Source organism: Roseiconus nitratireducens (assembly GCF_008629675.1).
Taxonomy (GTDB): Bacteria; Planctomycetota; Planctomycetia; order Pirellulales; family Pirellulaceae; genus Stieleria; species Stieleria nitratireducens.
On sequence record NZ_VWOX01000002.1, the window covers coordinates 608,252 to 634,205 of the forward strand.

Below are 25,954 nucleotides of genomic sequence, written 5' to 3' on the forward strand. Positions count from 1 at the left end.
ATCAAGAAGGTTTCAAGATCTGTGCCGCCGCTTGTCGCACCAGGGCGCCCGCGTTCTCCATCGTGTATTCGATCGAACTTCCCGGCTGATGAATCTGGAGGACGTTGGACAACCCCAGATCCTCAACCGACTTCTGCTTCAGATCCAACTGTCCACAGATGGCGACAACGGGGACGCCATAGGACGCCCCGGCTTTTGCCACACCGCGCACCAGCTTTCCGTAGGCCGTTTGGTCATCGATCCGGCCCTCGCCGGTAACGATGTAGTCGATCTGGCCGCCATTGAGCAACGCTTCGATCTCCGACTGCGAAAGCACGAATTCGATTCCGGACAAAAACTCCGCGTTGAGAAACGCCTTCAATCCATAGCCGGCTCCGCCGGCCGCTCCGGCGCCTGGGACCGACGCCACCTCCACATCCAGGTCACGCCGGACGACACGCTGCAAACAATCCAGCCCGGCCTCCAGCTGCCGGACCATCTCCGGGTCGGCGCCTTTCTGCGGTGCGTAAACCTGCGCGGCCCCTTCGGGCCCCAGCAACGGGTTGCAGACGTCGTTGATCGCAAAAAAGCGGACCTGCCGCAGCAGCGGCTCGATCGGTGAGCGTTCGATCCGTTCCAAGTGGGTCAGATGGCCGCCGCCGGGAGGCAGCGGGCTGCCGTCGGCATCCAGCAATCGGTAGCCCAACGCGGACGCGATTCCAGCACCACCATCGTTGGTGGCGCTGCCGCCCAAGCCGACGAACACCGACCGCGCGCCGTGATCGATCGCCCGCCGGATCAACAACCCGGTTCCAAGGCTGGAGGTTCGCAGGGGATTGCGTTCTTCGGTCGTCAGCAATTCCAATCCCGACGCCCGCGCCATTTCCACGTACGCGAATTCCCGCTGCGGATCGAACAGAAAGGACGCTTGGATCTCGCGGCCCAACGGATCGGTGGTCTGGCAATCGATCCACTTGGCGTTCTTGATTGTTTGCGCGATTGACTCCAGAAAGCCGTCACCACCATCGGAACCGCTGATTGCGTGCGTCTCGATCAGGTCGTCGAAATCATGCAATCCGTGAACGATTTGCTCGGTGACTTCTTTGCCGGACAACGATCCTTTGAACTTGTCTGGAATGATCAATACTTTCATCGGATCCACCGAAACTGAAAGGGTTGCAAGACAAGGTCGGACGGCACACTTTCCCCGGTCAACACATCGGTTGCCCCGGACGGGATCCCGCCGACCCGTGCTTCGGCATCCGAAAAGTTGTGCGCCGCAATCAAACGCTGTGAACCGGCCCCACGCTCAATCACGAACACCGGTCCGTCATGGCGGAACTCTGACCCGCTCCAGGGATCGAATGCCGGCTGCTGGCGTCGCGTTTGCAACATCTGTTTGTATCGCGTGAATACGGCGTGCCGGATGGTTGCGGGATCTGCCAACTGCTCCGCCAACGGCTCATACCGCAGCTTCTGCCGATTGATGCGCCGATTGATCCCGGATTCCAACGCGGCTTGACGGTCGTTTTGTGAACCGACCAGCGAATGGTAGTAAATCCCCGGGACTCCCGGCATGCACAACATCACCGACTGCGTCAGCAAAAATCGCTGCACGCGAAGTTCGTCGGACGCTTCCGGATGCGTCGCAAAGTCCAAGTAGTTGCAATTGATCTCGTACGGCGATCTTGTTCCGTCGCCATTGTCTTTCATCGAAACGAAGCCGCCGTGATCGCTGGCGATCTTGGCCAGATCCATGATCTCCTGATCGGAAACGATGCCCTGCAGCGGCCGCACCCCGACACCGTCGTGGCTGGCGGTGAAATTAAAAAAGCAAGCCTGCTCACCCGGTAGCGTCAGTTGCTCCGCCCACCGCGTCAGCGTTTGAACATCCTGGCGATGCAGCGAGTACATCAGCAGCGGCGGCAACGTGAAGTTGTAAACCATGTGGGCTTCATTGGTGCCGTCGCCAAAATACGAAACGTTCTCCGCGTGCGGCACATTCGTCTCGGTGATGATCACGACGTGCGGCGCCACCGTTTCGATCAGTTGCCGATACAGCTGGATGATCCGGTGCGTCTGCGGCAAATGAATGCAGGTCGTCCCAATTTGTTTCCAGATGAAGGCAATCGCGTCGAGTCGAATGTACCGGGCACCGCGTGAGACATAGAACAGCAAGACGTCCAAGACCCGCAGAAACACCTGGGAGCTATGAAAATTCAGGTCGATCTGGTCTTCGGAAAAAGTCGTCCAGACGTACACGGTTTCGTCGCCCTTCTGATAAGGGTGCAACAACGGGAGCGCCCGCGGACGGACCACTTGGCTGTAATCCCCGTGGGGGTCAGCGACAAAAAAGAAATCCTGGTACTCGGGATCACCCGCCAGGAAGGCTTGAAACCAACGGGATTGTTGTGAAATGTGATTGACGACCGCGTCAAACATCAGTTGGTAGTGCTGCCCCAATCGATGCACATCATCCCAGTCCCCGAGGTCTGGATTGATTTCGTAGTAATCCTGGACGCTGAAACCGTCATCGGACGTGTAGGGGAAACAGGGTAGCAGGTGGATCGCGCTGACGCTGTCGCCCAACTGCTCGCAAGCAAACCTGCACAGACAGTCCAACGGAGATCCCTGGTCGGACTGAAAAGCGTCCCCATAGGTGATCATGATGGCGTCTTGCCGGGACAGGGGACCGACGTCGCCGGGATCGATCGCGTACTTCTTTAACAGCCGGTCCACGCCCTCCTGAACGGCGGAGACGTCGCGCGGATACAGCGATCGGATCATGGCTTGGACGTTCATTCATCACCTGCTGGCGCGTCGGTCGCGATTCCTGCGATCCCCCATTGGAGCGGCCAAGTTACCGGATGCGAAGCAGACCGCGGCCGGCGGGCGCCGCGGCACAAAAATACACGCCTTTATTGGGCCCTAAAGGAAGCCATCTCGATTTCCCGGGCCATCGGCGGTAGTCTGGACTTGTATCGCTTTCCGGAATGTCCTCGACCGCGCCGCATGCAAGTCAATCCTTACCAGCCGTCGTCGATCGACTCAGCCGACACCGAAGTCGGTCCCGAACGCGATCGGGCCTTGGCATCCTTGCGGCTTGCGTTTTTGATTCTGTTGGCCCCGGCGCTCATGAATTACTACGCATTCGACACCTACGTCGTCTCAGCCGGGGGGCTTCCTCGATCCGTCGAGATGCTTTCCCGAGCCGTCAACCTGTCAGGATTTGTGATTGGAGGGGTCCTGATTTGGCAGTACGGGCTGAGTTTTCTGGAACGCATTTCGCACGGCATTCGAGCCGTTTTTGCCGGCCACTGCAGGATCGCCACGTGGGACGGTGTGTTGTACCAGTCACTGGAGAGTTCGACCGTGCTGGCCATCGCGGGTGCGGCGTTGTGGTTCGTGTGGGTGGTTGGTTTTTACTTCGTGCAGATCGATTTCCAAACCATCTCTTGGTGGGTCGGTGTCCCGGCGCACCTGTTGGCCGCCATGCTTTACGTTCCCCTGCTGTATCGCTGGTATTCGCTCGCAAAGCGATCTCCCAAGCACGATCCGCAACGGCAGGAGCATTCGGACCCGGTATGAATCGTCAGTTGGAACACGGAACCGTTGAACTGGTCTTGGGCAACATCGTTGACCAACAGGTCGACGCGATCGTCAACGCGGCCAACACCGGGTTGCTAGGGGGAGGCGGCGTTGACGGCGCCCTGCATCGCGCCGCGGGCCCCGAACTATTGGAGTCCTGCCGAGCCCTGCCGGTCGATCGCGAAGGCCGGCGTTGTCCCACCGGAGCCGTTCGGACGACGCCAGCTGGGGCACTGGACGCGCGGTACGTGATCCATGCCGTTGGACCGTTTTTCAACGAATCATCCGCTCAAAAATGTGAACGCCAATTGCGTGACGTGCACCAGGCGGCACTTGCCGCCGCAGTTGAACACGGGTGCGAATCCGTGGCGTTTCCGGCGATTTCCACCGGTGCCTATCGGTTTCCGATCGATCGAGCTGCCTCGATCGCCGTCGACGTCGCCTGTACGCATTGCCAGTCGCCGTCGTGCATCAAGCTGATCCGCTTCGTTCTGTACCAAGAATCACAGCTGGATGTTTTTCGGACCGCGCTACGCTCATGGAGCCCAGCAGTTTGAATTCCCCACTCGGCTGCAAAATGGCCCCCCTGAACGAAGTCTTCAGAGGGCGAAACAAAAAACCGCCGTCCGCCGGCGAAGTTTGAACGCTTCGCCGCCGATGGACATTTCCCGCAGCGGCCCGAATCATGCTTTACAATGGCGGGCCGCGATGATCAACGACTTTGGACCCGCTTTTCTCTTCTCGACAGCGTTACGTTTGCATGACGAATCACCGCCGCTTTTCTCCACGCACCCTGCTGATCCTCTCGACCGTCGCGGTCCTGTTCTTCACGTTCTATTTTCGCGTCCGGCACCTTCGGAATCAGGCGGGAGAGCATCACTTTGCGGCGTTGGACAGCGGCTATCAGGCCGCTGCGATTCAACGCCCGATTGATTTGGCCAGCGAGGGCGCGCACCCCGCACCGATTCGAATGGATCATGAGACCGTGGCCGAGGCGGCGCCGTATTGGCAAAAGTCGATGCATCACGCGCGACTGCGCGACCACTACCTGGCCGCGGCCCGCCGCCCCTGGATGCCGGTGTCCTCGTTGCCGGCCCAGCCGTCGCCGGTTTCCGTCCCCGAGTCGGCCAGAGAGATCGAACCTTGGTGGCAGGCGAAGTTCGGCGACTACCTTGCAAACAACAACTGCTTTCTGAGCCCCTACATGGGCTTTTCCACCGAGGACCGGAATCTGGTGCTGATCCACGACCTGCTTAGCGAAGCGGAGTTCGGCGAGCTGGCCAAGCGTTTCCAGGAACGTTTGGCGTACGATGAACAGTTGGACCGACTGTTCGCCGATTCGGACTGAACGGCCACCGTCTGGCGACGGTAGCTACCCCAAATCCGTAGGCACGCTCGCCAGAGCATGGGAACCGCCGGAGACGTTCAAGCCGGGACGGCCGGCAGAGCCGGCATTGCAGCGCGTTCCCAGGCCGGAGCCTGGGAACGAGGACGGAATCTGTAGGCACGCTCGCCAGAGCGTGCGAACTGCCGGCGACGTTTCAATCGGGACGGCTGGCAGAGCCGGCATTGCAGCGCGTTCCCAGGCCGGAGCCTGGGAACGAGGACGGAATCCGTAGGCACGCTCGCCAGAGCGTGCGAACGGCCAACTGGCAAACATCAGAAAAACGCTCCAAAGACTGGACCAGCCACCCCCCGCAGGGTAGATTGTCGCCCGGATGAACTGTCAGGCGGACGGACAATACCTGCAATTCAATCGATCGAGGGGGGACGCCCATGGTGTCTCGAAGACGTCAGTGTCCAGCAAGCATTCGCCGCCGACTTGGGCTTGCCGCCGTATCTCTGCTGCTGTTGTTTCCTGTCTCGGCCAGAGCACAAGAACTGGTCGGAATCACGTTCGACGGCGACCTGTATTCGATTTCAACCGTCGACGCTTCCGTTTCGCTGATCGGAACGGGGACCTACGAAGGAATTGTGGGTGGCCTGGAATGGGACCCGATCAACGGACGCCTGCTGGCACTTAGCGCGAGCATTGATTCCCCCACATCGCTCTACGTCGTCAGCTTGGACGATGGCTCTGCTACCCCGATCGGCACCACGGGGCTGGGAAACACGATCGAAGGCGGCCTGCAGTTCGCCCCCGACGGGACACTTTATGGCGCCTACACGGAGATCGACGCCGAGGAGTATCTGCTGGAGATCAATCCCACGACCGGCGCCGCGACCACCTTGGCATCCTTGCCGGGGGATCGCGACATCAATGGTCTGGCGTGGAATGGATCCGGCTTGCTGGGGCTGGACGATAACAGCGATTCAATCGTCCAGATCGATGTCACGACCGGAAACATCACGACGTTGGCCAGCATCGATGAGGCGGTTGGGACGATCGGAGGCATGACCAACTTCAGTGATGATCAAGGGTACCTGGTTGTTGGCAGCGGGAATCTCTACTCGTTCAATACCGAAACGGGTGCCCAACAGTTGGTCGGCAACGTCGGGGGAAGCGGCCGATTCTTCACGGGACTCACCGCGCCGGTGGCGATTCCCGAACCCAGCGGACTGATTGCCCTGGCAGTGATTTCGGCATGCGGTGCATTGCGACTTCGACGCCGTGAACATCGGACGTCGACACGTCGCTAACCCATCGCCGCAGTCGCAAGAGCGTTCGAACTGCCGGCGACGCATCGATCGGGACGGCCGGCGGAGCCGGCAAGCAGTGCGTTCACAGGCGGGAGCCTGGGAGCGAGGGAGGAATCCGTAGGCACGCTCGCCAGAGCGTGCGAACTGCTGCGGAGACGTTTCAAGCCGGGACGGCCGGCGGAGCCGGCAAGCAGTGCGTTCCCAGGCTGGAGCCTGGGAACGAGGGCGGAATCCGTAGTCACGCTCGCCAGAGCGTGGGAACCGCCGGAGACGTTTCAATCGGACGGCCGGCGGAGCCGGCGAGCAGTGCGTTCCCAGGCTGGAGCCTGGGAACGAGGGAGGAATCCGTAGGCACGCTCGCCAGAGCGTGCGAACTGCCGGCGACTCATCGATCGGGACGGCCGGCGGAGCCGGCAAGCAGTGCGTTCCCAGGCGGGAGCCTGGGAACGAGGGCCGCCACCGTCTGGCGACGGTAGCTACCTCACCGTAGTCACGCTCGCCAGAGCGTGCGAACCGCCAGATCGGCAGAGGATTCCGTGACGGATCTTAGCGGTAACGCATGTCGCAGGTCACACCGCCGGCGGCCCACACGTACGACTTGCTGGTGTAATCGGCAACCATGCGATGGCTGCTGAACCGCCAGGCGAGCGTGCTGATGGAGTGCATCATGCGCTTGATCCAATCTTTTGGCAGGCCGTCCAGATCCCGGTCGTAGAAACAGGGAATCACTTCATTCTCCAGCGTGTCGTACAACGCCTCGGCGTCGCGTCGGTCGGTGATCTCGTCGCTGACGTGCGACCGTCCGTGCCCGATGGCAAACCCGTTGACCCCGTTGTAGGCCTCGCCCCACCAGCCATCCAGAATGCTGCAGTTCAGACCGCCGTTCAGAACGACTTTCTGGCCGCTGGTTCCACTGGCTTCCAAAGGACGTCGGGGATTGTTCAACCACACGTCGACGCCTTGGATCAGGTGCCGGCACACATTGATGTCGTAATCTTCGATGAAAGCGACCCGACCTGCGAAGCGCGGATCGTGGCGCATGTTGGCGATCTCGCGGATGAAGCGTTTCCCGGGCTCGTCCTTGGGGTGCGCCTTTCCCGCATAGATCAGTTGGACCGGACGGTCCGCGTTGCTGACGATCTCGGCGATTCGGTCCAAGTCACCGAACAACAAATTGGCGCGTTTGTAGGTGGCGAATCGGCGTCCAAATCCAATCGTCAGGATCCGGGGATCCAGCATCCGACGTGCCGCTTCAACGACCGCGTCGTCTTCGCCGCGCCGGCGGCACTGTCGGCTGATACGGCGTCGCACAAACGACAGCAGGTGGTTTTTCAACGCGTTGTGAGTTTCCCACAACTCGCCGGGATCGACGGCGTGAATCGACTGCCAGGCTTCCGGTTCCTGGATCCGTTGTTTCCAGTCGGTTTCGAAGTGCTTGTCGTACAGTTTTTGCATCTGCACTGCCAACCAGCTGAACACGTGAACGCCGTTGGTGATGTGACCGATCGGCACCTCGTTGGTGGGACGGTCGGGCCACATTGAATGCCACATGCGCCGCGAAACGATGCCATGCAGGTTGCTGACGGCATTGGCACAACGGCTCATTTTGAACCCGATCACCGTCATGCAAAACGTCTCTTCGACGTCATCCGGATCGACGCGACCAAGCGCCATCAGTTCTTCTTCGCTGATCCCCAAGGAATCCCGCAGCGGCCCCAGGTGTTCCTCGACCAGTTCCGGCGGAAACCGGTCGTGGCCGGCGGGCACCGGCGTGTGCGTGGTGAAACAGGTCGCCCGGGCCGCTTGCTGAACGGCGTCATCAAACGTCATGCCGTCGTTTTCCATCAACTGCTTGACGACCTGCAAAGCGCCGAACGCCGAGTGGCCTTCGTTCAAGTGGTACACGCCGGGATCGATCCCCAGCGCGGCCAGTGCCTTCACACCGCCAACGCCCAGCACCAGTTCCTGGCGGATCCGAGTTCGTTCGTCTCCACCGTACAAGCGGCTGGTCAACTCGCGATCTTCCGGCTTGTTGCCGTCGATGTTGCAGTCCAGCAGGTACAGCCGGACGCGCCCGACCTTCATCAACCATACCTTGGCCAGCAGTTCGCCGGTTCGGGTATCAATCGAGACGGTCAGCGGATTCCCATCCGCGTCCAAAGCGTCCTGCATCGGCAGGTTCTCGATCTTGGTTTCCAGGTAGTCTTCGCCTTGGTATCCGTCGTCGTCCAAATACTGACGGAAGTAACCTTGGCTGTAGTACAGCCCGACACCCACCAACGGCACGCCCAACCCCGAGGCACTTTTGATGTGGTCACCAGCCAACACGCCCAAACCGCCGCTGTAAATCGGAACCGATTCATGGATCCCGAACTCGGCCGAAAAATAAGCAACCGGCTTGGCACCCAAAACTCCTGAGTTGGTCGCCGCCCAGGTCTGCGTCGAGGTCAGGTACTCTTGCAACCGCCGGTAGGCGTAGTTGATCCGACTGTGCAACACCAACTCGCCGGCACGATCTGCCAGACGCTCCGGAGTCATCTCACGAAGCAGCGCGATCGGATTGTGGCCCAGCTGTCGCCAGCGGATCGGATCGATGTCGCGGAACAGCTGGTCACACTCGGGTTGCCAGCTCCACCAAAGATTGTTGGCCAGCGCCCAAAGTTTTCCATAGATATCGTCGGCATGCTGCAAGTCGCTGCCGGAACGTGATGGGGGCAAGTCCAGTTCGACCGGCGGGGTATGAAGTTGACTCATAACTGAAGGATCAAGCCTTTTTCGATTAGGACGATGGCAAAACACTGCACACCGCCGTGTGCACCGCCATGTTTTCGACAACTTTCGCCACAGAATCAAGCAAACAAAACGTCACGGAGCGTCAAACCTGCAAAGATTGCCTCTAACGTCCTGCCAATGGGCACTAGTTTCGGGCCCACTTGGCCCGCCCTCAAGAAACACAAGACTTCCCATATTTTGCCCAGCACACCACTTTGACGCAATTTCGCGGTCTTCCCATGGATCACGCATTCGAAGACGCTCTCGAACCGACCTGCATCGGCATGCGCGACCGCGCTGCCCGCTGGCGTGGGACCAGTGACTGGCCGGAGGAGTCCCTGACGCTCTGTGGCGAGGCCGGGCTGTTCGCCGGCCTCAGTCTCTCCAACGCCTCTCCAGAACGATTTCGGCGACCCTTCGGATCGCGCGTCTGGTCACCATCGCAGCAAGTCGAATGCCTGGTTCGTCTGGCCGAAAGCGATCTGTTGACGACCTTTGTGATCACCCAACATCTGGGCGCGATCAAACACCTGTTGCGTTCGGACGCCATCCGCAACGCCACTACCGATTCGCGGACGGACGCCGAGCCCGTGTTGATGGACTTGTTGGCTGGGAATCGCTTTGGTTCGGTCGGCATCAGCCACTTGACCACCAGCCGTCGGCACCTGGGACACCCCGCGGTCACCGCAATGCGCGTCAGCGGCGGTTTCCAACTGAGCGGAACGGTTCCATGGGTCACCGGCGCGGCACACATCGACCAGGTGGTCATCGGCGCCGTGGTGGCAGCGGATCAAACCGAACTCCTGGCGTTGCTGTCCCCCAACACGCTCGGCGTCACGTCCGGCCCCGGGACCGAGATGATCGCAATGTCGGCCAGCTGCACCGACGCGGTGGAACTGGCCGACGTGTTTGTCCCCGACAGCCACATTCTGTCCGGACCGCGCGCCGACGTTCTTTCCGGCGGCGGCCAACCGCAGGCCAAATCGGGGGGAACCGGGGGAATCCAAACTTCGGCTTTGGCGTTGGGACTGTCACAAGCTTCCTTGAACTACCTGCGCGAGCAATCCCAGCAACGGGCCAACCTGGTCGCGATCGTCAATCAGTTCGACCGCGAGCACCAGAGCCTGCACGAGCAATTGATGGCCGCCGCGGACGGGGAATCGACGGTGGACGTGGCGACAATCCGCAGCACCGCCAACCGGCTGGTCCAACGCACGACCAGCGCGGCCATGACGGCCGCCAAAGGTGCCGGTCTGAAGGTCGATCATCCCGTTGCACGTTGGTGCCAGCAGTCGTTCTTTTTTCTGGTATGGAGCTGCCCCCAACCGGTGGCCGAAGCACACCTGTGTGACATGGCCGGCTTGGCCTGACGCCAACGATCAACAAACCACTGCCGACGTTGCCGATTCGGCTAGAGGGTTGAGCAACCCTCGCCCCGGCTTTTCGACAACGAAGACCTCGCACCGGCCGATCAAAACTCCGCGCTGCCCGGCGTCCTGGGAAACGGCACGACGTCGCGGATATTGGCCATCCCGGTGACGTATTGGACCGCTCGTTCCAATCCCAATCCGAACCCGCTGTGGGGAACCGTCCCAAAGCGTCGCAGGTCGATGTACCACCAGTATTCCTGGGGGTCCAGCGACTGGGCCGCCATCCGCGTCTGCAGCACCTCCAGCCGTTCTTCACGTTGACTACCGCCGATGATTTCTCCCACTCCGGGGACCAGCACGTCCATCGCGGCAACGGTTTTCTGATCGTCGCTCAGACGCATGTAGAACGGTTTGATGCTCGCCGGATAGTCGGTCAGGATCAGCGGCCCCCCGACGTGCGTTTCGGTCAGATAGCGTTCATGTTCTGCCTGCAGGTCGCTGCCCCAACGGATCGGAAAATCGAAGGATTCACCGCAGGACTCCAACACTTCAATCGCCCGCGTGTAGGTCATGTGTTGGAACGGCTTTTCGATCACGCTTTCGACTTGGGCAATCTTTCCTTTTTCGATCCGTTGATCAAAGAACTCCATGTCCTCGCCGCACTTCTGCAACACGTCCGAAAAGACGCGTTTCAAAAAGTCTTCGGCGAGCTTCATGTTGTCAGCCAGATCGAAGAACGCGGCTTCCGGCTCGACCATCCAGAACTCCGCCAGGTGCCGGCTGGTGTTACTGTTCTCGGCGCGGAACGTCGGGCCGAACGTGTAAACGCGTCCCAACGAGGTCGCGTAGGTTTCCGCCTCCAGCTGTCCGCTGACGGTCAGAAAGGTCGGCTTGTCGAAAAAGTCTTGTGAGTAGTCCACCGGACCGCCGGACTTGGCCAGTCGCTCCAGATCCAGTGTGGTGACGCGAAACATCTCGCCGGCGCCCTCGCAATCGCTGGCCGTCACGATGGGCGTGTGAACGTAGAAGAATCCATGCTGATGGAAGAATTGGTGAATCGATTGGCTGATCTGGTCGCGCACCCGCATCACCGCACCCAGCGTGTTGGTCCGCGTCCGGAGGTGCGCCCACTCGCGGAGCTTCTCGAAGGAATGCCGTTTTTTCTGCAGCGGATAGGTTTCGGGATCCGCCCACCCCAGGACCCGCACAGCGTCGGCATGCAGTTCCGTCGCCTGACCCTTGGCGGGCGACTCCTGCAACGTCCCGGTGATCACGACACTGCAACCGGCGGTCAGTTTTTGTACTTCACTGGCATAGTTGTCCAGTTCGCCAGGAGCAACGACCTGCAGATTCCCCAACGAGGACCCGTCGTTGATCTCCAGAAAGCTGAACCCGCCTTTGCTATCACGTCGAGTGCGGACCCAGCCCCGAACTTCGACGGACGCGGCCGCGCCTGAACGCTCGGTCGAATTTGCCAGACGTGCCTGCTTGACCGATATCCACTCACTCATGTTGTCATCCTGCCGTCGTAGGGCTCGATTTCAAAGGCATCGCGCAAGTCTCCCTCGCGCCGGATCGACCGTATCGGCCAACCGGGATCGACGCAATCGCGAGTCGATCGCTGTACGAGGTCGTGCAGTTTAAATCACCCTCCCTCCGGGAGGGTCGCGGAGGAGCCCCGCGACAACGCGGGGAGGGGCACGGCGGACCTGATCGATTGCATCTCATTATTGAAGACGCCCTCCCCAAAGGCTCGTGCCTCGCCTTTGACCCTCCCGGAGGGAGGGTGAATCCCGAAGGCCCGTCCTTTCCTGACTCGGCGCAAACGGTTGTCGAGCGTTCGCGCTGTTGCCGGCAACGCGCGAAAAAGCCACCCAAGGTCCAAATCGATCTTGCAGCGGGGGTGCCCGTCCGCCTAGGTTCCGGCGGACATTTTATCGACCCCTTTCACAAGATGAATGCGCCATGGACGGCAAACGGTTCGACAAACGGGCTCTTTTCTCGGTCCGTCGCGGCACCCACCGCTCGCGATACTTTTCCATCCGCTCCCTGCTCGCCGGATCCGCGGTGTTCATCTTGACGATGGCCGCGGCCAAACCGTCCAGCGGCGACGAAGCCGAATGGATCTGGGCGACGAACACATCGGCCGAGCAGTCGATCCCGGTCGGACAACGCTGCTTCTTCCGCAAACCGATCAACCTGCGCGTCCCGGCGTTGGCAAAAATTGAAATTGCCGCCGACGATGAATACCAATTGTTCATCAACGGACATGCCGTGGGCGTCGGGAAATCATCCCGCCAAGTGGATGAATACGACGTCGGCGAATACTTCGAAGTCGGACGCAACATCGTCGCGATCGAGGTCACCAACCGTCGCGGCGATACCGCTGCTTTGGCCGCACGCGTTTCCGTTCGGCCCGAAAACAGCGACAAATGGTACACCTTCAGCACCAATCCTTCGTGGAAGACGACAACCGAACCGAGCGAACTGTGGGAAACGGTCGTTTTCAATGACCGGCTGTGGGGCTCCGCTTCGTCATTCGGACCGCTGGGCGACACCGTGCCGTGGGACCGCACCGGGCCACCGGAAACGCCCGCCCCGGAAGCGATGGCCGACGCGCCACCGACCGATCATCCGCAGGACGGAAAATCGATCGTCGCCAACGACGCCCCTTCACCGTCGCCGCAGAACGCTTCCGCGGATACGTCCGGCCAGCGAGAGAGGTTTCAAATTCAAAAGGGATTCGGCGTCCAACGCGTGTTGGGTGACGACAAGGTCGGATCGGTGATCGCCATGACCTTCAACGAGTTCGGCCACCTGTTGATCTCGCAAGAAAACGGTCCGCTGCTGTTGGCCTACGATGACAACGGAGACGGCATCCCTGAAACCGTTCGCACCTATTGTGAACTGGTAAAGTCCTGCCAAGGCATTTTGGCGCTCAACGGCGATGTGTTTGTGACCGCCGACGGCCCGGAAGGTGCCGCGCTTTACAAATTGGTGGATGCCGATCGCAACGGCACCCTGGAAAAGGCCACCGCGATCGTCAAGTTTGTCGATTGGAAGAATCGACCGGCGCAACCGGGTGAGCACGGTGCCCACGGTTTGCGACTGGGCCCCGACGGAATGATCTACGTCGCACTTGGAAGTCACGTCCAAGCGGTGGGCGAAGTGGGTGACGGCCAAACCTATCGCGACCCGTATGAAGGTGACCTGCTGCCACGTTACGAGGATCCGGGCGGACATGGACGCGGCGTGAAGGCGCCCGGCGGAACCATCGTTCGGACCAATCCCGAAGGTTCCGTGGTCGAGCGTGTGGCCGGCGGATTGCGCAATCCCTACGACATCGTGTTCCATTCCGGTGGAGCAATGTTTGTCCACGACGCCGACATGGAATCGGACGTCGACACCGCCTGGTACCGCCCCAACGCGATCTTTGACGTCACCGAAGCCGGCGAGTTCGGTTGGCGAAGCGGATGGGCCAAATGGCCGTCGTATTACCTCGATCGCTTGCCTGACATGCTGGACACCGGACGCGGCAGCCCGACCGGCGGCGTCTGCTACGAACACTTCGCCTTCCCAATTCGATACCAAAACACATTGTTCATGGCGGACTGGAGCGAAGGCCGGATCTTGAACGTCCGGATCAAGCCCAGCGCGGCAAGCTTCGATGCTGACAGCGAGGTCTTCCTGCAGGGCCAGCCACTGAACGTGACCGACCTGGAGGTCGGCCCCGAAGGAGCGTTGTATTTCTGCACCGGCGGTCGAGACACCGCCGGAGGAATCTATCGCGTGATCTACAAGGGAGAGATTCCCGAGCGGATGACCAAGTTGGGCACCGGGATTGCCGAAGCCGTGCGTCAGCCCCAAATCGAATCCGCCTGGACACGCCAAAAGATCGCTTCGATCAAGGCAGATCTGGGTGACCAATGGAATCGGCTGGTCGCGGGCGTTGCTTACAGCGATGACAATCCGCCCGACTACCGCGTGCGGGCCATGACGCTGATGCAACTGTTCGGCCCGGTTCCCAGTGAAGAACTGCTGCTGGAGTTGAGCGAAGCGGAAAGCGAGCTTGTGCGTGCCAAGGCCGCGTCCATGCTCGGTCGCAACCCTGGCCCGGAAGGCAAACGACGACTGATTGCCCTGTTGGAAGACAACGACCCGGCAGTCCAGCGTGCCGCGTGCGAAGCGATGCTCCGCGGCAACCTGACGCCCGACGACACCGCTGCGCTGCTGGAAATTCTGAAAAGCAGCGATCGCACTCTGGCTTTCGTCGGCTGCAAGCTGCTGCAACGGATGCCCGTGGCAACCTACCGAGATCAAGTGGTCGACGCCGAGGACACGCGTGTCGCCATCGTCGGAATGCTGGCACTGGTCTCGGCCGATCCCACCGAAGCCAACGCCCTGGCGGTCCTGGCCCGAGCCAGCGAGATGATGTCAGGCTTCCTGAGCGACGCCGACTTCATCGACCTGCTGCGGCTATGCCAGGTCGCTCTGCACCGCAGCGGTGTGGACGCCGAGAAGGTTGCGGCACTCGGAGATCAAATTGCCGAAGAGTTCCCCGCGGGCGAACCGCGAATCAATCACGAAGTGATCCGCCTGGCAACTTACCTGCGGGCCGAGTCGCTGGCCGATCGGGCACTGAGGTACCTGGAGTCCGATGCGCCGCTGGAAAGCCGCACCTTGGTTGCGATGTGTCTGCAATCGATGTCCGAAGGCTGGACCGCAAAACAGCGTTTCGTGATTCTGAAGTTTTTTGAAAAGACGGCAAATCGATCAACCTCCGGCGCCCTGCCGATGTACATGACCAACGTCACACGCGATTTCGCTTCGGTGCTTTCCAAAGACGACCTGCATGCGATCCTGGAACAGGGACATGTCTGGCAAAACGCCGCGTTGGCCGCGATCTACAAAATCGATCGACCGATCGACAAGAAAACGACCGGAACCTTGATGGAACTGGATCGCCGATTGCAGGAACAAACCGAGGTCCGCGACGTCCAACGCCGCCTGCGAACCGGGATCATCGCCCTGCTGGCCAGCTCGGAAGAAGCGGAAGCCTCCGACTACCTGCGGCAATTGTGGCGAGACGAACCCCAACGCCGATCGGTGATTTCCATGGCTCTTTCGGTGCACCCCGAAGGCGATAACTGGGACTACCTGGTCCGCAGTCTGAACATTGTCGACGCCGACGCCGCGGAAGAAGTGGTTCGGGCGCTCCGAAAAGTCCCCGTCGCCACCGACGATCCGATGGCGCTCCGTCACCTGATCCTGCTGGGCGTTCGCGCGGAAAAGGACAAACGCGCATTTGAAGATGTGCAACGGTTGCTGGAACACTGGACCGGCGTGGAACATTCCGCTGCCGATCAACAGTCGATGCGACCGTGGCAGAAATGGTATTCCAAGGTCTACCCGGACCGGCCCGCCGCCGTCTTGCCAAAGGCAGATCAATCACGCTGGGACTTCGAGCAGTTGGTCGGATACCTGGAAAGCGACAAAGGACGCACCGGCGATCCGGAACGGGGCAAAATGGCCTACACCAAGGCCAGCTGTGCACAGTGCCACCGATTCGGCAACTACGGCGAGTCGATCGGCCCGGACCTGTCCGGACTGGCGCGGCGTTTCACCAAACGTGAAATCGTCGAATCGATCCTTTATCCGGCCCACGTCGTCAGCGACCAGTACGCCAGCAAGAAAGTCTTGACCCTGGACGGCAAAGTGCTGGTCGGCATGGTCAGCGAGCAATCCGATGGCAGCTTGATCGTGCGGGATTCCCGAAACGACACGAGCATCGTCGGAGCGGAGGATGTGGACCAGATCCTGCCGAACACCAGCAGCATCATGCCCAGCGGCCTAATTGACGAGCTCTCGCTGCAGGAAATCAGCGACATGATGGCCTACCTGGGGGTAGTCCCGGCCGCCGAAATTGCCCAGCGCCCCTAGCTTTGGCTTAAAACGAGTAGCTACGCTCGCCAGAGCGTGGCTGTCCGCCGCGGACGCGACGGCTTCGCGGAGTGCCAGGCGACGCAAGTCTATCAATCATCCGTCCGCGGAGTTCTGCTCCGGGACGACCTGTCCCTTGCGGTCCGCCGCCAAACGCGGCAATTCCCGTCCCGTTCGCGGATTGCCCTTCGCGGAAAATCCGAACGGGCTCGCCGCTGAGTCAAAGCCGCCGTTTTCATCGGCACCTCCGGCAAAAACGCTTCCCGCACAACCGGTCTGGCAGAATCTCGGCGTCGGCATTGCCGTGCTTCGCCTTCCCAAGATTCCCGCCGGCGGACAGAATAGCGGCCCGGGTTGCAGTCACGACGCCCCGCCCAAACGCCACCGCCTTCGTCATATCGCGCTCCGCCTCCCGCAACGCGTCCCCGGTGGTCCTCCCCAAAAACTTTCAAAACCGGATCGATCGTGGATCGCCGAACTTACACGTTTCTCGTCGCCTCGGCCGCGTTTCTCTTCTTCTACTTGTCTCTGCGTGCCCTCGTCGCTCCCCCGCAGCCGGCCCCGGTCGCCAACCAACCGGCGGAGTTAGAAGACGACGCACCGGCGCAACCAGAACCGCCAGACGGCGCTGAGCCTGAATCGGCATCCGAAAACGAAGACCCTGCGAACGCTGTCGCGTCCACGTCGGGTTCGACCGAGTGGTACACGCTCGGTTCGATGGCTCCGTCGGACGGATACAACATGCTGATCACGTTTCGCAATCGCGGAGCCGGGATCGAGCGAATCGAATTGACCGCGCGGGACCCGAACGGTCGGTTGAGCTACCGGCGGATCGACACGCGAAGCGGGTACCTCGGTTATTTTGCCGGCCAACTGGCCGACAACGTCGACGGTGTTTTGGTCAACGTCGTGGGACCAGGAACGCCGGCCGATCTCGCGGTTGCCAAGTCCGGCGAGGTGGGGCTGGAGGTCGGGGACGTGATCTTGGCCGTGGCGGGATCTCCGGTCACCAGCGAGTCCGAGATCAATGACGCGTTGAAGGAAACCAACCCCGGACAAACGGTCACGGTGGAAGTCGCTCGCGGGGGAGCGGTCGATGCGTCGGCATCGCCACTGTTGTTCGAAGCCAAGTTGACCGAACACCCTTTGGACTTGGTCCGTCTTGCCGAATACGGCGGCGACGATCAGATCAAAGGCAACCTGTCTCGTCTTTCCTGCTTGATGACTCTGGCCCGCGCCGGACGCAAGAGCATCGACGCCGCCAGCCGTTGGCTGCCGCCCGTTGGAGACCCCGCCAAACAAATCTGGACGGCCAACACGCAAGCCGAGCAGAGTGTCGCCAACACCATTCGGTTTGAAACGACGATCGGTTCTGACGTCATGGAAAAGGTCGGTGGACAACCGGTCCGATTGGCCCGCACCTACCGCATCACGCCGGGCACGTACCTGGTCGACATGGATTTGGAGCTGACCAATCTGGGCGATGCCCCGCAAGAACTTGCTTACCGGCTGGAAGGCCCTAATGGGATCACCGCCGAGGGCTGGTGGTACAGCAACAAGATCAGCCCAAACCTTTTTGAAGGGGCTGCGGCTCGTGATGTGGTCTATCAAACGACCTCCGCCGGCCATGAACTGGTCAGCGGGATGCAGCTGTTGAAGCGAGCCAAGAAGACGCCCAAGGATCCCGACCAGGGCCTGTTCGCCGAAGGCGGTGAGGCGGGAACGAACGAGCTACGGTACATCGGCATCGACGCACAATACTTTGCCGTCACCTACCTGCCTCAAGAGGCGGAGCCCTACTTCCAGAATATCGGCCGCGCCGCCGCGGAGTTGGTGGCCGACCCGGAGGAAGTTGAGCGTCACAAAGAACGCGCGGTCAACGTGTCGTTTTTCGTGGATAGCGAAGTCAGCGATGTTCCGCCCGGTGAATCGCTGACGCAATCTCTGCGGCTGTATGCCGGCCCCAAGGAACCGGAGTTGCTGGAGCAATACGGGCTGGGGAACTTTATCTACTACGGTTGGTTCTCGTTCTTTTCGCGGCTGCTGTCCGGGCTGCTGCACTTCCTGCAAAACATCGTGGGAAACTACGGCGTTGCCATCATCCTGCTGACCGTGATCGTCCGCGGTTGCATGTTCCCGCTCAGCCGAAATGCTGCGGTCAACGCGCAGAAGATGCAGGAGCTGGCTCCGGAGATGAAAAAGATCGCGGAGAAGTACAAGGACGACATGGAAGGGCGGCTGAAAGCCCAGCAAGCCTTGCAGAAACGCGTCGGGTTCAATCCGCTGGCGGGTTGTTTGCCGATGTTCCTGCAATTGCCCATTTTCATGGGGCTGTACCGCGCCCTGTCCGTCGACATCGACTTGCGTCAAAAGCCTTTGGTGTCGGCCAACGGATGGGCATCCAACTTGGCCGCCCCGGACCAGTTCCTCTACTGGGGCGATTGGTGGGACTACTTCACCGGCCGCGGTAGCGGTTGGCTGGGACCTTATTTGAACCTGCTGCCGATCATCGTGGTGGTGCTGTTCATCACCCAGCAAAAGATGTTCATGCCGCCGGCGACCGATGAGCAGACTGCGATGACGCAGAAGGTCATGACGGTGATGACTCTGTTCATGGGACTGTTCTTCTTCCGGGTCCCTGCCGGACTGTGCATTTACTTCATTGCCAGCAGTTTGTGGGGAATCGGCGAACGAACGTTGGTCAAGAAGACGCTTCCGAGCGGCAAGCACTTTGACCTATCCGACGACGTCATCGACGCCAAAGCGACACGCAAAGCGGGTGGCGGCGAAAAACTGACGCTGACCGAGCGTTTGCTGCAGCAAGTCAATCAGAAAGAACCGGAGCAACCGGCCGACCGGCCCAACAAACGGAAACGTCCGCCCAGCAAGAAGAAACGCTAGGGACGCGATCAAGCTTCCGCCTAGACTTTGGCTCAGAATGAATAGCGACGCTCGCCAGAGCGTCGCTAACCTCGTGATCGCGACGGTAGCGACAGGGTGTTGCGAGCTTTCCTATGGGGCCTAGCGACTTTCGTACGTCTTCTCGGGGATGTACACGCGTTCGTCCTCTTGCAGGATGATCCAGAATTCGACGGATGCCGCCGCGATCGCACCGGCCAGAATAATCCCTGCCAGCTTCCAGTAGTTGCGCTTCGACGACTTCCTGCGGCGGCGGTGTCGCTCCTTGCGTTCCAGCCGCTTGGCGTTGGAAAGATCGTATTCCGTCTTCGTGCTTTTGTTCAGAATGTCACGAGCGAGTTCGCTGGCCGCATCGCTTTCGTCCTTGCACGACGGAGCCCGACTGGATCCCACCGGCCGTCTGGCACGTTCTTCCAACGCCCGACGCAACTCCGGCAGAATCCTTCCGGTCGACAACACCTTCGACTTGGACCGGGCGTAATTCCGCATGTCGGCGAGCAACTCGACCAACTCGGGCGGCGCGCCGTCGACACGCCTGAGATCCAACGGGATGCGTTGCCGATGCCGATCGATCTCACGGACCAATCGCTGGCGAAGGTCCGCGACGTCGACCTCGGCGCCCGCAGGCCAAACAATTTCCACCGGTTCTTCGCCGGAGATTTCATCCAGTTGGATGTCCAAACGAGACATTTCTGTAGGACCGTTCGCAAAGTTGGGCTGATCGGTGCCATCGTGGAGGAATTCACGGTATCGATCTTTGGGTATTCCAGCGTTCACAATCCGGCGGATACACCAAATTTTCAAACGCCAGTCACCAAGCCTTCACATAACGAACCATCTGGTTCCAAGGCACCGGCCTTGGAACCGGATGCATGTCGCCGGCTCCCGCCGGCGGACCGGATCGGAGAAGCTGGCGGAGCCAGCAGGCAGTGCGTTCCCGGGCGGAGCCAAGGAACGAGGGGAAGTGCTCACATCGCTCCCGGAGCTGCCGTCGCGATCGCGACGGAAAACCCGCGCACTGGCGAACATCTGGTTCCAAGGCTCCGGCCTTGGAACCGGCTGTATGTCGCCGGCTCCCGCCGGCGGGCCGGACAGGAGAAGCTGGCGGAGCCAGCGGGCAGTGCGTTCCCGGGCGGAGCCCAGGAACGAGGGTCCGCGAGATTCCGACACCGACCGCTCAGAATTTGACCAGCAGCAACAACGAGTAGTAAATGTCGTTGGGACGCGCGCCTTGCGGTGTGCTGTCGTACCGGTCCGTTGCCGCCAGTTTGAGCGACAGGTTTTCACTGTCGTCCAGCAGAATCTCCCAGGCCAGATCGGTCACGACACGGTAGTCAGAGAAATCTTCCCAAGCCGGGAAGTAATCCACCTTGCCCTTCAACTTGTGATACCGGTTCACCTGCCGCTCGGCTTCAATGCCGAAGACAGCTTCCGGCTTCCATGAGTCATCCGGCGCACCAATCTCCTTCGAAGCACCCGCACCGAAACGGGTCACCAGCAGCGCGTCGTCCGTACGGATCCAGTGGTAGCCCGCACCGCCGTTCAAGTTGATGCGGGAATCGAAAGCTTTGAATTGGTCCCACTCGACTCCGAACTTCCCAAATGCCGACCACTGGGATTCCCCCAGCAATCGATCGTAGTCTGCATTGAATCGGCCATTGTCTTCGGTGGTGACCCCACGATTGGTCGCCTTGCGATAGTCAAAGTCGAACGCGAGCGTGTACAAATCGGTTTTCCGCCGCATTTCCAATCCGGTCTGCAATGCCAACGTGCGGGCGTTCCCGCTGCTACCATCGAGCCCAAATTCGGCATGGTTCTTCCACCCCTTGGAAATCCACATCCAGGGGATCTCGTACCAAGCCGTCGTCTCCTCCTCCAACGGCGGTGCTTCCGGAACGATTCCTTCTTCCAGCACGGCTCCCAAAGGCAAGGCGCCGGCTTGCGGGTCCGGAGACGCAATGCCCGCACCCACCATCTCCGGCTCCAGCACTGCCGATGGAACGCCCTCCGGTAGGGAAGCCCCAGGCGGTGTCGGAAGCGCAGGGACAGGCAGTTCCAGGTCTTGACCCGCGAGGGCGGCGGCAATCCCCGGCTGAAAATCGGAGCCACCGGCCGAGTTCAACTGCAGGGGATCCAGCTGGTAGGTGACCTGCTGCAGTTCGTCGGCCGGCGAGGGGAATGATTCTTTCACCGCGGCATTCCGACGACGAAGAATCTCCCGTCCGTCGAACGTGGGAATTCCACGCTGCCATGAGGAAACCGGTGAATCGGAATTCGTGCCGGTCGAATTCGCGTCGAATTCCTGCCCCCCAACCAAAGCCGCGTTGCAAAACCAGGCCAACGCGATGGCCCCCGCGAACCAGCGGCAAAGCAATGGTTTCGGTCGTAGGGCGGGTTTTGATCGGCGACTGGGGCCGAACCACCAAGCGGTCGTGTGGAAAAACGCGAACAATTCAGTCCAGCGGGAATGGGAAATCGGGCGGACTGTTGAGAATTAGCAGATTCCGATCGCCGCTGTCCAGCATCATTCCCCCGCCCCGCCTCCCACTCTCGCGGCTGAAATAAACAGGGACGATCCGTTACGGGGACCAATCCCGGCCCGGGGACAGAGCACCTGCGGGGAGCTGGCAGGCGGAGCCTGCAAAGCAGGTTGTTCCAAGGCGGGAGCCTTGGAACAAGGGCGTCACCGCCAGCCGGGTAGACCGGCATGACCACCGGCCGCCGGCGGGGCTTCCCGCTGGCCGATTTCGGTGCGTTTGGTTACCCTTCCGTGCATGGACGAATCTCCGCTCAGCAATCGAATTCGACAACTTCGCAACCTCGTCGTGATGGCGATGGCGGACGGATCGATCGGGCAGCGGGAGGTCACGTTGGTTGCCCAACGATGCCACGAACTCGGGCTGGGCGAAGCGGATTTGCAGGATGCTTTGCGATACGGCTTGGACGACGCGGCGGCCTTGGACTTGCCGACCGATCTGCATGAACGGCAGGTGCTGATGACGGATCTGATTCGGATGATGGCCGCTGACGGCAAGCTGGACGAGACGGAGAAGCGACTGTTTGCACTGGCTGCTGCAAAGATGAAGCTGCCCGCCGATCAGCTGAATCGCTTGATTGATCAAACGTTGGGAACGTAGGTGTGGCAAGAATTCTGATCACGTCAGGACCGACACGGCAGTACCTTGATCCGGTTCGCTACCTGTCGAACGCTTCCAGCGGTCGGATGGGCGCTGCACTTGCCACCGCCGCATTGGAGCTGGGACACGAGGTTGTGGTGATCAGTGGTCCGGTGCAAATCGATTACCCGCCCCGCGCCCACGTCGTCCCTGTCGTCTCAACGGACGACATGTTGGAGGCCAGCCAAGAATGGTTTAAGAAGTGCGACGGAGCGATTGGGGCAGCGGCCCCCTGCGACTACATGCCGCGATTCGTCGAATCACAGAAAATTGCCAAGACGGGTGCCCCGCTGACACTGGAATTGATCGAAACGCCCGACGTGGTCGCGACCCTTGGCCAAACCAAACTTCCCGGGCAATGGGTCGTCGGATTCGCATTGGAAACCGAAGACCGCAGATTTCGGGCAACTGTCAAACTGGAAAAAAAACATTGTGACCTGATCGTCAGCAACGGACCCTCGGCCATTGATTCGCTGGACAACCACGTTGAATTGCTGGATGCGGCAGGCGACGTCGTGGCCAGCGTTCATGGCAGCAAGCAGCAAGTCGCCGATGTCCTGTTGGATCACATTCAACAGCGACTGATCGGCCGGGTTTCCGGCACCAAAGCGCCCGGCTGATGTGGGGCTGATTGGAACCGCCGGCGCGCCTCGCCACGCTGCGTCTGCCAGCGTTGGACGGAAAAGACCGCCCGCACCGTGGCCCAGTGCCGCCGCCCTCACGTTCCGACACCGCCTTTGACCGCGAACTTGATTCCCAACTCTGTCCCCGCAAATTCATGTCCACCGATACGCGAATCGATCTGTCCACCACCCTCGGCAGACTGGAATTGCCCAATCCGATCATGGTCGCCTCGGGAACCTTCGGTTACGCGCGCGAGATGCAACAGGTCGTCGACCTCTCCCGACTGGGCGCCGTGCTACCGAAAACCATCACCGCCGAACCACGCATCGGAAATGCCCCCTGGCGAACGGTCGAAACCTCGGCCGGACTGTTGAATGCCATTGGCCTGGACAATGACGGCGTGGAGGCGTTCATTGAACATCATCTGCCGTACCTGCAATCGCAGTCGGTTCCGATCGTAGTCAGCGTTGCGGGACGGACGCGTGACGAGTTCGTGGCCCTGGCCCAACGAATCGGTGAATTGGGCGTGGCCGCCGTGGAACTGAACCTGTCCTGTCCGAATGTCAGCGGCGGAGTCGATTTTGGTACGAACGCGACGTCTTGCTATGAAGTGGTATCGGCTGCCAGGCAAGCCTGCGCCGTCCCGGTGTTGGCGAAATTGACTCCGAATGTCACCAGCATTGCCGACATCGCGCGGGCCGCCGCGGAGGGTGGGGCCGATGCCGTCTGTCTGATCAACACCGTGCTGGCGATGGCGATCGATTGGCGCAAACGCAAACCCATGCTCGGCAATGGTATGGGCGGGTTGAGTGGCCCGGCGATCAAACCCATCGCGCTGCGATGTGTGCACCAGGTCGCCTCGGCCGTCGAAGTTCCAATCGTCGGCATCGGGGGCATCGCATCGATCGATGATTGCATGCAGTTTCTGGTCGCGGGGGCGTCGGCCGTCCAGATTGGAACGGCCAATTACTACGACCCCACCGTGTCGGTTCGAATCATCGACCAACTGCCCGACGCGCTGGCGGAGCTGGGTGCGTCTTGCGTGCGAGAAATCGTCGGCACACTGGAGGTGTAATCAGAATGGCTTTGTTGACGATTGCCGATGTGACCATCGGCTTTGCCGGCCCAAGTCTGCTGGATGGCGTGACGGCACAAGTTGAACGTGGACAGCGGATCGGATTGCTGGGACGAAACGGCGCCGGCAAGACCACCTTGTTGAAACTGTTGGCAGGTCAGCTGCAACCGGACAATGGGGAGATCATTCTGGACGACCAAACCCGTGTCGCGCGGCTGATCCAGGACGTCCCCGCGGACCTTCACGGCAGCATCGGTGAGATCGTGTTGAGTGGCGTTCCCAAGGCAAAGGTCGACGATCCGACCACCCGCTGGGAAGCCGAACACGATGTGGAGATCACGCTCTCGCAAATGGCACTCGACGCCGACACGTCCTTCGATTCGCTCTCCAGCGGGATGAAGCGGCGGGTCCTGCTGGCGCAGGCCATCGTGTCCCGGCCCGACATCCTGCTGCTGGACGAACCGACCAACCACTTGGACATCGCATCGATCCTGTGGCTGGAAGACTTTCTCTCACGGTGGCAGAACACCCTGATCTTCATCACCCACGACCGTTCGTTTCTTCAGCGTCTGGCGACACGGATTTGGGAGATCGATCGAGGTCGTTTGTTCGATTGGAGCTGCGACTATCAGACGTTCCTCGTCCGCAAGGAACAGGCGTTGGAGGCCGAAGAGAAGCAGAACGCGCTGTTCGACAAACGCTTGGCGGAAGAAGAAGCCTGGATCCGCCAGGGAATCAAGGCACGACGAACACGAAATGAGGGACGTGTCAAAGCCCTCAAAGCCATGCGTCGCCAGCGTCAAGAACGCCAGGAACGCGAAGGCACCGCCAAGTTGTCTTTGCAGGATTCACAGCGGAGCGGAGCTCTGGTGGCAGAACTGAAGGACGTTTCGTTTTCTTACCAGGACCAACCCATTGTCGACCAATTCTCCACGACGGTCATGCGGGGCGACAAGATTGGCATCATCGGTCCCAACGGGGCCGGCAAGTCGACCTTGTTAAAGTTGTTGTTGGGAAAACTGCCGCCCGATTCGGGCCAAGTGCGTTTGGGAACCAAACTGCAAATCGCCTACTTCGACCAGCTCCGCGATACGCTGGATCCCGAAATGACGGTCCAAGAGAACGTCGGAGAAGGCAGCGAGCAAATGCAGCTGGGCAACAAGAAGAAACACGTACTGGGGTACCTCCAGGATTACTTGTTCACGCCCGAGCGGGCCCGTACCAAAGTCAAGTTTCTCTCCGGCGGTGAACGCAACCGAGCTCTGCTGGCAAAGCTGATGAGCAAACCGGCCAACGTGCTGGTCATGGACGAACCGACCAATGACCTGGATGCCGAAACGCTGGAACTGTTGGAAGAACAACTGGTTGAGTTCGATGGAACGCTGCTGTTGGTCAGCCACGACCGAACCTTCCTGAACAACGTCGTCACCAGCACCATCGTGTTCGAAGACGAGACGATCCGACAATACGTCGGCGGCTACGACGAATGGCAAGCCGCTGTGGCGCGGCGTCCCCAGGAATCATCCAGCGACAAGAAGACTCCGTCCAAACCCGATTCCTCCACAACCCCGTTCGAACCGGCGAAGGTCGCGGAATCGACTTCGGCTTCGGATTCGAATTCGCCGCGAAAACTTTCTTACAAAGAGAAACGCGAGCTGGATGCGTTGCCCGAAAAGATCGAATCTCTGGAACAGCAGATTGCCCAGTGGCACGCCGTGATGGCCGATCCGGCCTATTACCAAGGCGGCGGCGACAAGATTGCGTCTGATGCCGCAAAACTGGCCGAGGCCGAATCCGAGCTGGCACAAGCGTTCGAACGTTGGGAACAGCTGGAATCTTGATCGCATCAGGTTAATCGATCTCGACTCCGG

Annotated in this window: 17 protein-coding genes; 11 read left to right on the forward strand and 6 right to left on the reverse strand. The window is 60.5% G+C overall.

The genetic code is table 11. From position 1 onward, the window contains the following. Nucleotide 1 precedes the first annotated feature (1 nt). Both FYK55_RS04855 and FYK55_RS04860 read right to left on the reverse strand, forming a co-directional pair. Nucleotides 2–1,132, reverse strand: coding sequence for a glycerate kinase (locus FYK55_RS04855; RefSeq protein WP_150075227.1), 1,131 nt, complete (start codon nt 1,130–1,132; stop codon nt 2–4). Further along, nucleotides 1,129–2,781 carry an alpha-amylase family glycosyl hydrolase gene (locus FYK55_RS04860; RefSeq protein WP_150075228.1) on the reverse strand — a complete coding sequence of 551 codons (1,653 nt, stop codon included), beginning with the start codon at nt 2,779–2,781 and terminating at the stop codon, nt 1,129–1,131. Before FYK55_RS04860 ends, FYK55_RS04855 begins: the two co-directional genes overlap by 4 nt. 210 nt (nt 2,782–2,991) lie before the next feature. Between FYK55_RS04860 and FYK55_RS04865 the strand changes: the two genes are divergently transcribed. The 4 genes from FYK55_RS04865 to FYK55_RS04880 all read left to right on the forward strand — a co-directional run bounded on the left by FYK55_RS04865 (nt 2,992) and on the right by FYK55_RS04880 (nt 6,207). After that, nucleotides 2,992–3,567, forward strand: coding sequence for a hypothetical protein (locus FYK55_RS04865; RefSeq protein ID WP_150075229.1), 576 nt, complete (start codon nt 2,992–2,994; stop codon nt 3,565–3,567). Continuing rightward, complete coding sequence (locus FYK55_RS04870; protein WP_150075230.1) at nt 3,564–4,124, forward strand: macro domain-containing protein; 561 nt, start codon at nt 3,564–3,566, stop codon at nt 4,122–4,124. The genes FYK55_RS04865 and FYK55_RS04870 overlap by 4 nt, the downstream gene beginning before the upstream one ends. 203 nt (nt 4,125–4,327) lie before the next feature. After that, a complete protein-coding gene (locus FYK55_RS04875; protein ID WP_150075231.1) occupies nt 4,328–4,915 on the forward strand; it encodes a hypothetical protein in 588 nt (195 codons plus the stop codon). 428 nt (nt 4,916–5,343) lie between these two features. Beyond that, nucleotides 5,344–6,207, forward strand: coding sequence for a DUF6923 family protein (locus FYK55_RS04880; protein ID WP_150075232.1), 864 nt, complete (start codon nt 5,344–5,346; stop codon nt 6,205–6,207). 546 nt (nt 6,208–6,753) lie between these two features. On the opposite strand, the gene glgP is transcribed toward FYK55_RS04880, so the two are convergent. Further along, a complete protein-coding gene (glgP, locus tag FYK55_RS04885; protein WP_150075233.1) occupies nt 6,754–8,961 on the reverse strand; it encodes an alpha-glucan family phosphorylase in 2,208 nt (735 codons plus the stop codon). A 257-nt stretch (nt 8,962–9,218) separates the two neighbouring features. Here glgP and FYK55_RS04890 point away from each other — a divergent pair, with 257 nt between their 5' ends. Continuing rightward, a complete protein-coding gene (locus FYK55_RS04890; protein ID WP_150075234.1) occupies nt 9,219–10,349 on the forward strand; it encodes an acyl-CoA dehydrogenase family protein in 1,131 nt (376 codons plus the stop codon). Between the two features lie 101 nt (nt 10,350–10,450). Here FYK55_RS04890 and asnS read toward each other — a convergent pair whose 3' ends face one another. Continuing rightward, a complete protein-coding gene (gene asnS, locus FYK55_RS04895; RefSeq protein ID WP_150075235.1) occupies nt 10,451–11,860 on the reverse strand; it encodes an asparagine--tRNA ligase in 1,410 nt (469 codons plus the stop codon). A 454-nt stretch (nt 11,861–12,314) separates the two neighbouring features. Between asnS and FYK55_RS04900 the strand changes: the two genes are divergently transcribed. Both FYK55_RS04900 and yidC read left to right on the forward strand, forming a co-directional pair. After that, the gene (locus FYK55_RS04900) at nt 12,315–16,289 is read left to right on the forward strand and encodes a HEAT repeat domain-containing protein (RefSeq protein ID WP_235908425.1); all 3,975 of its coding nucleotides are present in this window, start codon (nt 12,315–12,317) and stop codon (nt 16,287–16,289) included. Nucleotides 16,290–16,754: 465 nt separating this feature from the next. Continuing rightward, on the forward strand, nt 16,755–19,190 hold the full coding sequence (gene yidC / locus FYK55_RS04905) for a membrane protein insertase YidC (RefSeq protein WP_150075236.1): 2,436 nt from the start codon (nt 16,755–16,757) through the stop codon (nt 19,188–19,190). 120 nt (nt 19,191–19,310) lie between these two features. On the opposite strand, the gene FYK55_RS04910 is transcribed toward yidC, so the two are convergent. Together FYK55_RS04910 and FYK55_RS04915 are read right to left on the reverse strand one after the other, a co-directional pair. After that, on the reverse strand, nt 19,311–19,898 hold the full coding sequence (locus FYK55_RS04910; RefSeq protein ID WP_150075237.1) for a hypothetical protein: 588 nt from the start codon (nt 19,896–19,898) through the stop codon (nt 19,311–19,313). Between the two features lie 487 nt (nt 19,899–20,385). Then, on the reverse strand, nt 20,386–21,399 hold the full coding sequence (locus FYK55_RS04915) for a DUF481 domain-containing protein (RefSeq protein ID WP_235908426.1): 1,014 nt from the start codon (nt 21,397–21,399) through the stop codon (nt 20,386–20,388). A 583-nt stretch (nt 21,400–21,982) separates the two neighbouring features. Between FYK55_RS04915 and FYK55_RS04920 the strand changes: the two genes are divergently transcribed. The 4 genes from FYK55_RS04920 (at nt 21,983) to FYK55_RS04935 (ending at nt 25,924) form a co-directional block, all read left to right on the forward strand. After that, on the forward strand, nt 21,983–22,345 hold the full coding sequence (locus FYK55_RS04920; RefSeq protein ID WP_150075238.1) for a tellurite resistance TerB family protein: 363 nt from the start codon (nt 21,983–21,985) through the stop codon (nt 22,343–22,345). Between the two features lie 2 nt (nt 22,346–22,347). After that, entirely contained in the window at nt 22,348–23,004 is a 657-nt protein-coding gene (locus FYK55_RS04925) for a phosphopantothenoylcysteine decarboxylase domain-containing protein (protein ID WP_235908427.1), read from the forward strand. 158 nt (nt 23,005–23,162) lie between these two features. Next, the gene (locus tag FYK55_RS04930) at nt 23,163–24,083 is read left to right on the forward strand and encodes a dihydroorotate dehydrogenase (RefSeq protein ID WP_150075239.1); all 921 of its coding nucleotides are present in this window, start codon (nt 23,163–23,165) and stop codon (nt 24,081–24,083) included. Nucleotides 24,084–24,094: 11 nt separating this feature from the next. Then, nucleotides 24,095–25,924 carry an ATP-binding cassette domain-containing protein gene (locus FYK55_RS04935; RefSeq protein WP_150075361.1) on the forward strand — a complete coding sequence of 610 codons (1,830 nt, stop codon included), beginning with the start codon at nt 24,095–24,097 and terminating at the stop codon, nt 25,922–25,924. Nucleotides 25,925–25,954: the final 30 nt, after the last annotated feature.

What these genes read in the sequence shown, in the direction of transcription:
- FYK55_RS04865 (WP_150075229.1), top strand. Translation starts at nt 2,992, where the DNA reads ATGCAAGTCAATCCTTACCAGCCGTCGTCGATCGACTCAGCCGACACC.
- FYK55_RS04855 (WP_150075227.1), bottom strand. Translation starts at nt 1,132, where the DNA reads ATGAAAGTATTGATCATTCCAGACAAGTTCAAAGGATCGTTGTCCGGC.
- FYK55_RS04875 (WP_150075231.1), top strand. Translation starts at nt 4,328, where the DNA reads ATGACGAATCACCGCCGCTTTTCTCCACGCACCCTGCTGATCCTCTCG.
- glgP (WP_150075233.1), bottom strand. Translation starts at nt 8,961, where the DNA reads ATGAGTCAACTTCATACCCCGCCGGTCGAACTGGACTTGCCCCCATCA.
- FYK55_RS04890 (WP_150075234.1), top strand. Translation starts at nt 9,219, where the DNA reads ATGGATCACGCATTCGAAGACGCTCTCGAACCGACCTGCATCGGCATG.
- FYK55_RS04880 (WP_150075232.1), top strand. Translation starts at nt 5,344, where the DNA reads ATGGTGTCTCGAAGACGTCAGTGTCCAGCAAGCATTCGCCGCCGACTT.
- asnS (WP_150075235.1), bottom strand. Translation starts at nt 11,860, where the DNA reads ATGAGTGAGTGGATATCGGTCAAGCAGGCACGTCTGGCAAATTCGACC.
- FYK55_RS04930 (WP_150075239.1), top strand. Translation starts at nt 23,163, where the DNA reads ATGTCCACCGATACGCGAATCGATCTGTCCACCACCCTCGGCAGACTG.
- FYK55_RS04860 (WP_150075228.1), bottom strand. Translation starts at nt 2,781, where the DNA reads ATGAACGTCCAAGCCATGATCCGATCGCTGTATCCGCGCGACGTCTCC.
- FYK55_RS04870 (WP_150075230.1), top strand. Translation starts at nt 3,564, where the DNA reads ATGAATCGTCAGTTGGAACACGGAACCGTTGAACTGGTCTTGGGCAAC.
- FYK55_RS04900 (WP_235908425.1), top strand. Translation starts at nt 12,315, where the DNA reads ATGGACGGCAAACGGTTCGACAAACGGGCTCTTTTCTCGGTCCGTCGC.
- FYK55_RS04920 (WP_150075238.1), top strand. Translation starts at nt 21,983, where the DNA reads ATGGACGAATCTCCGCTCAGCAATCGAATTCGACAACTTCGCAACCTC.
- FYK55_RS04910 (WP_150075237.1), bottom strand. Translation starts at nt 19,898, where the DNA reads ATGTCTCGTTTGGACATCCAACTGGATGAAATCTCCGGCGAAGAACCG.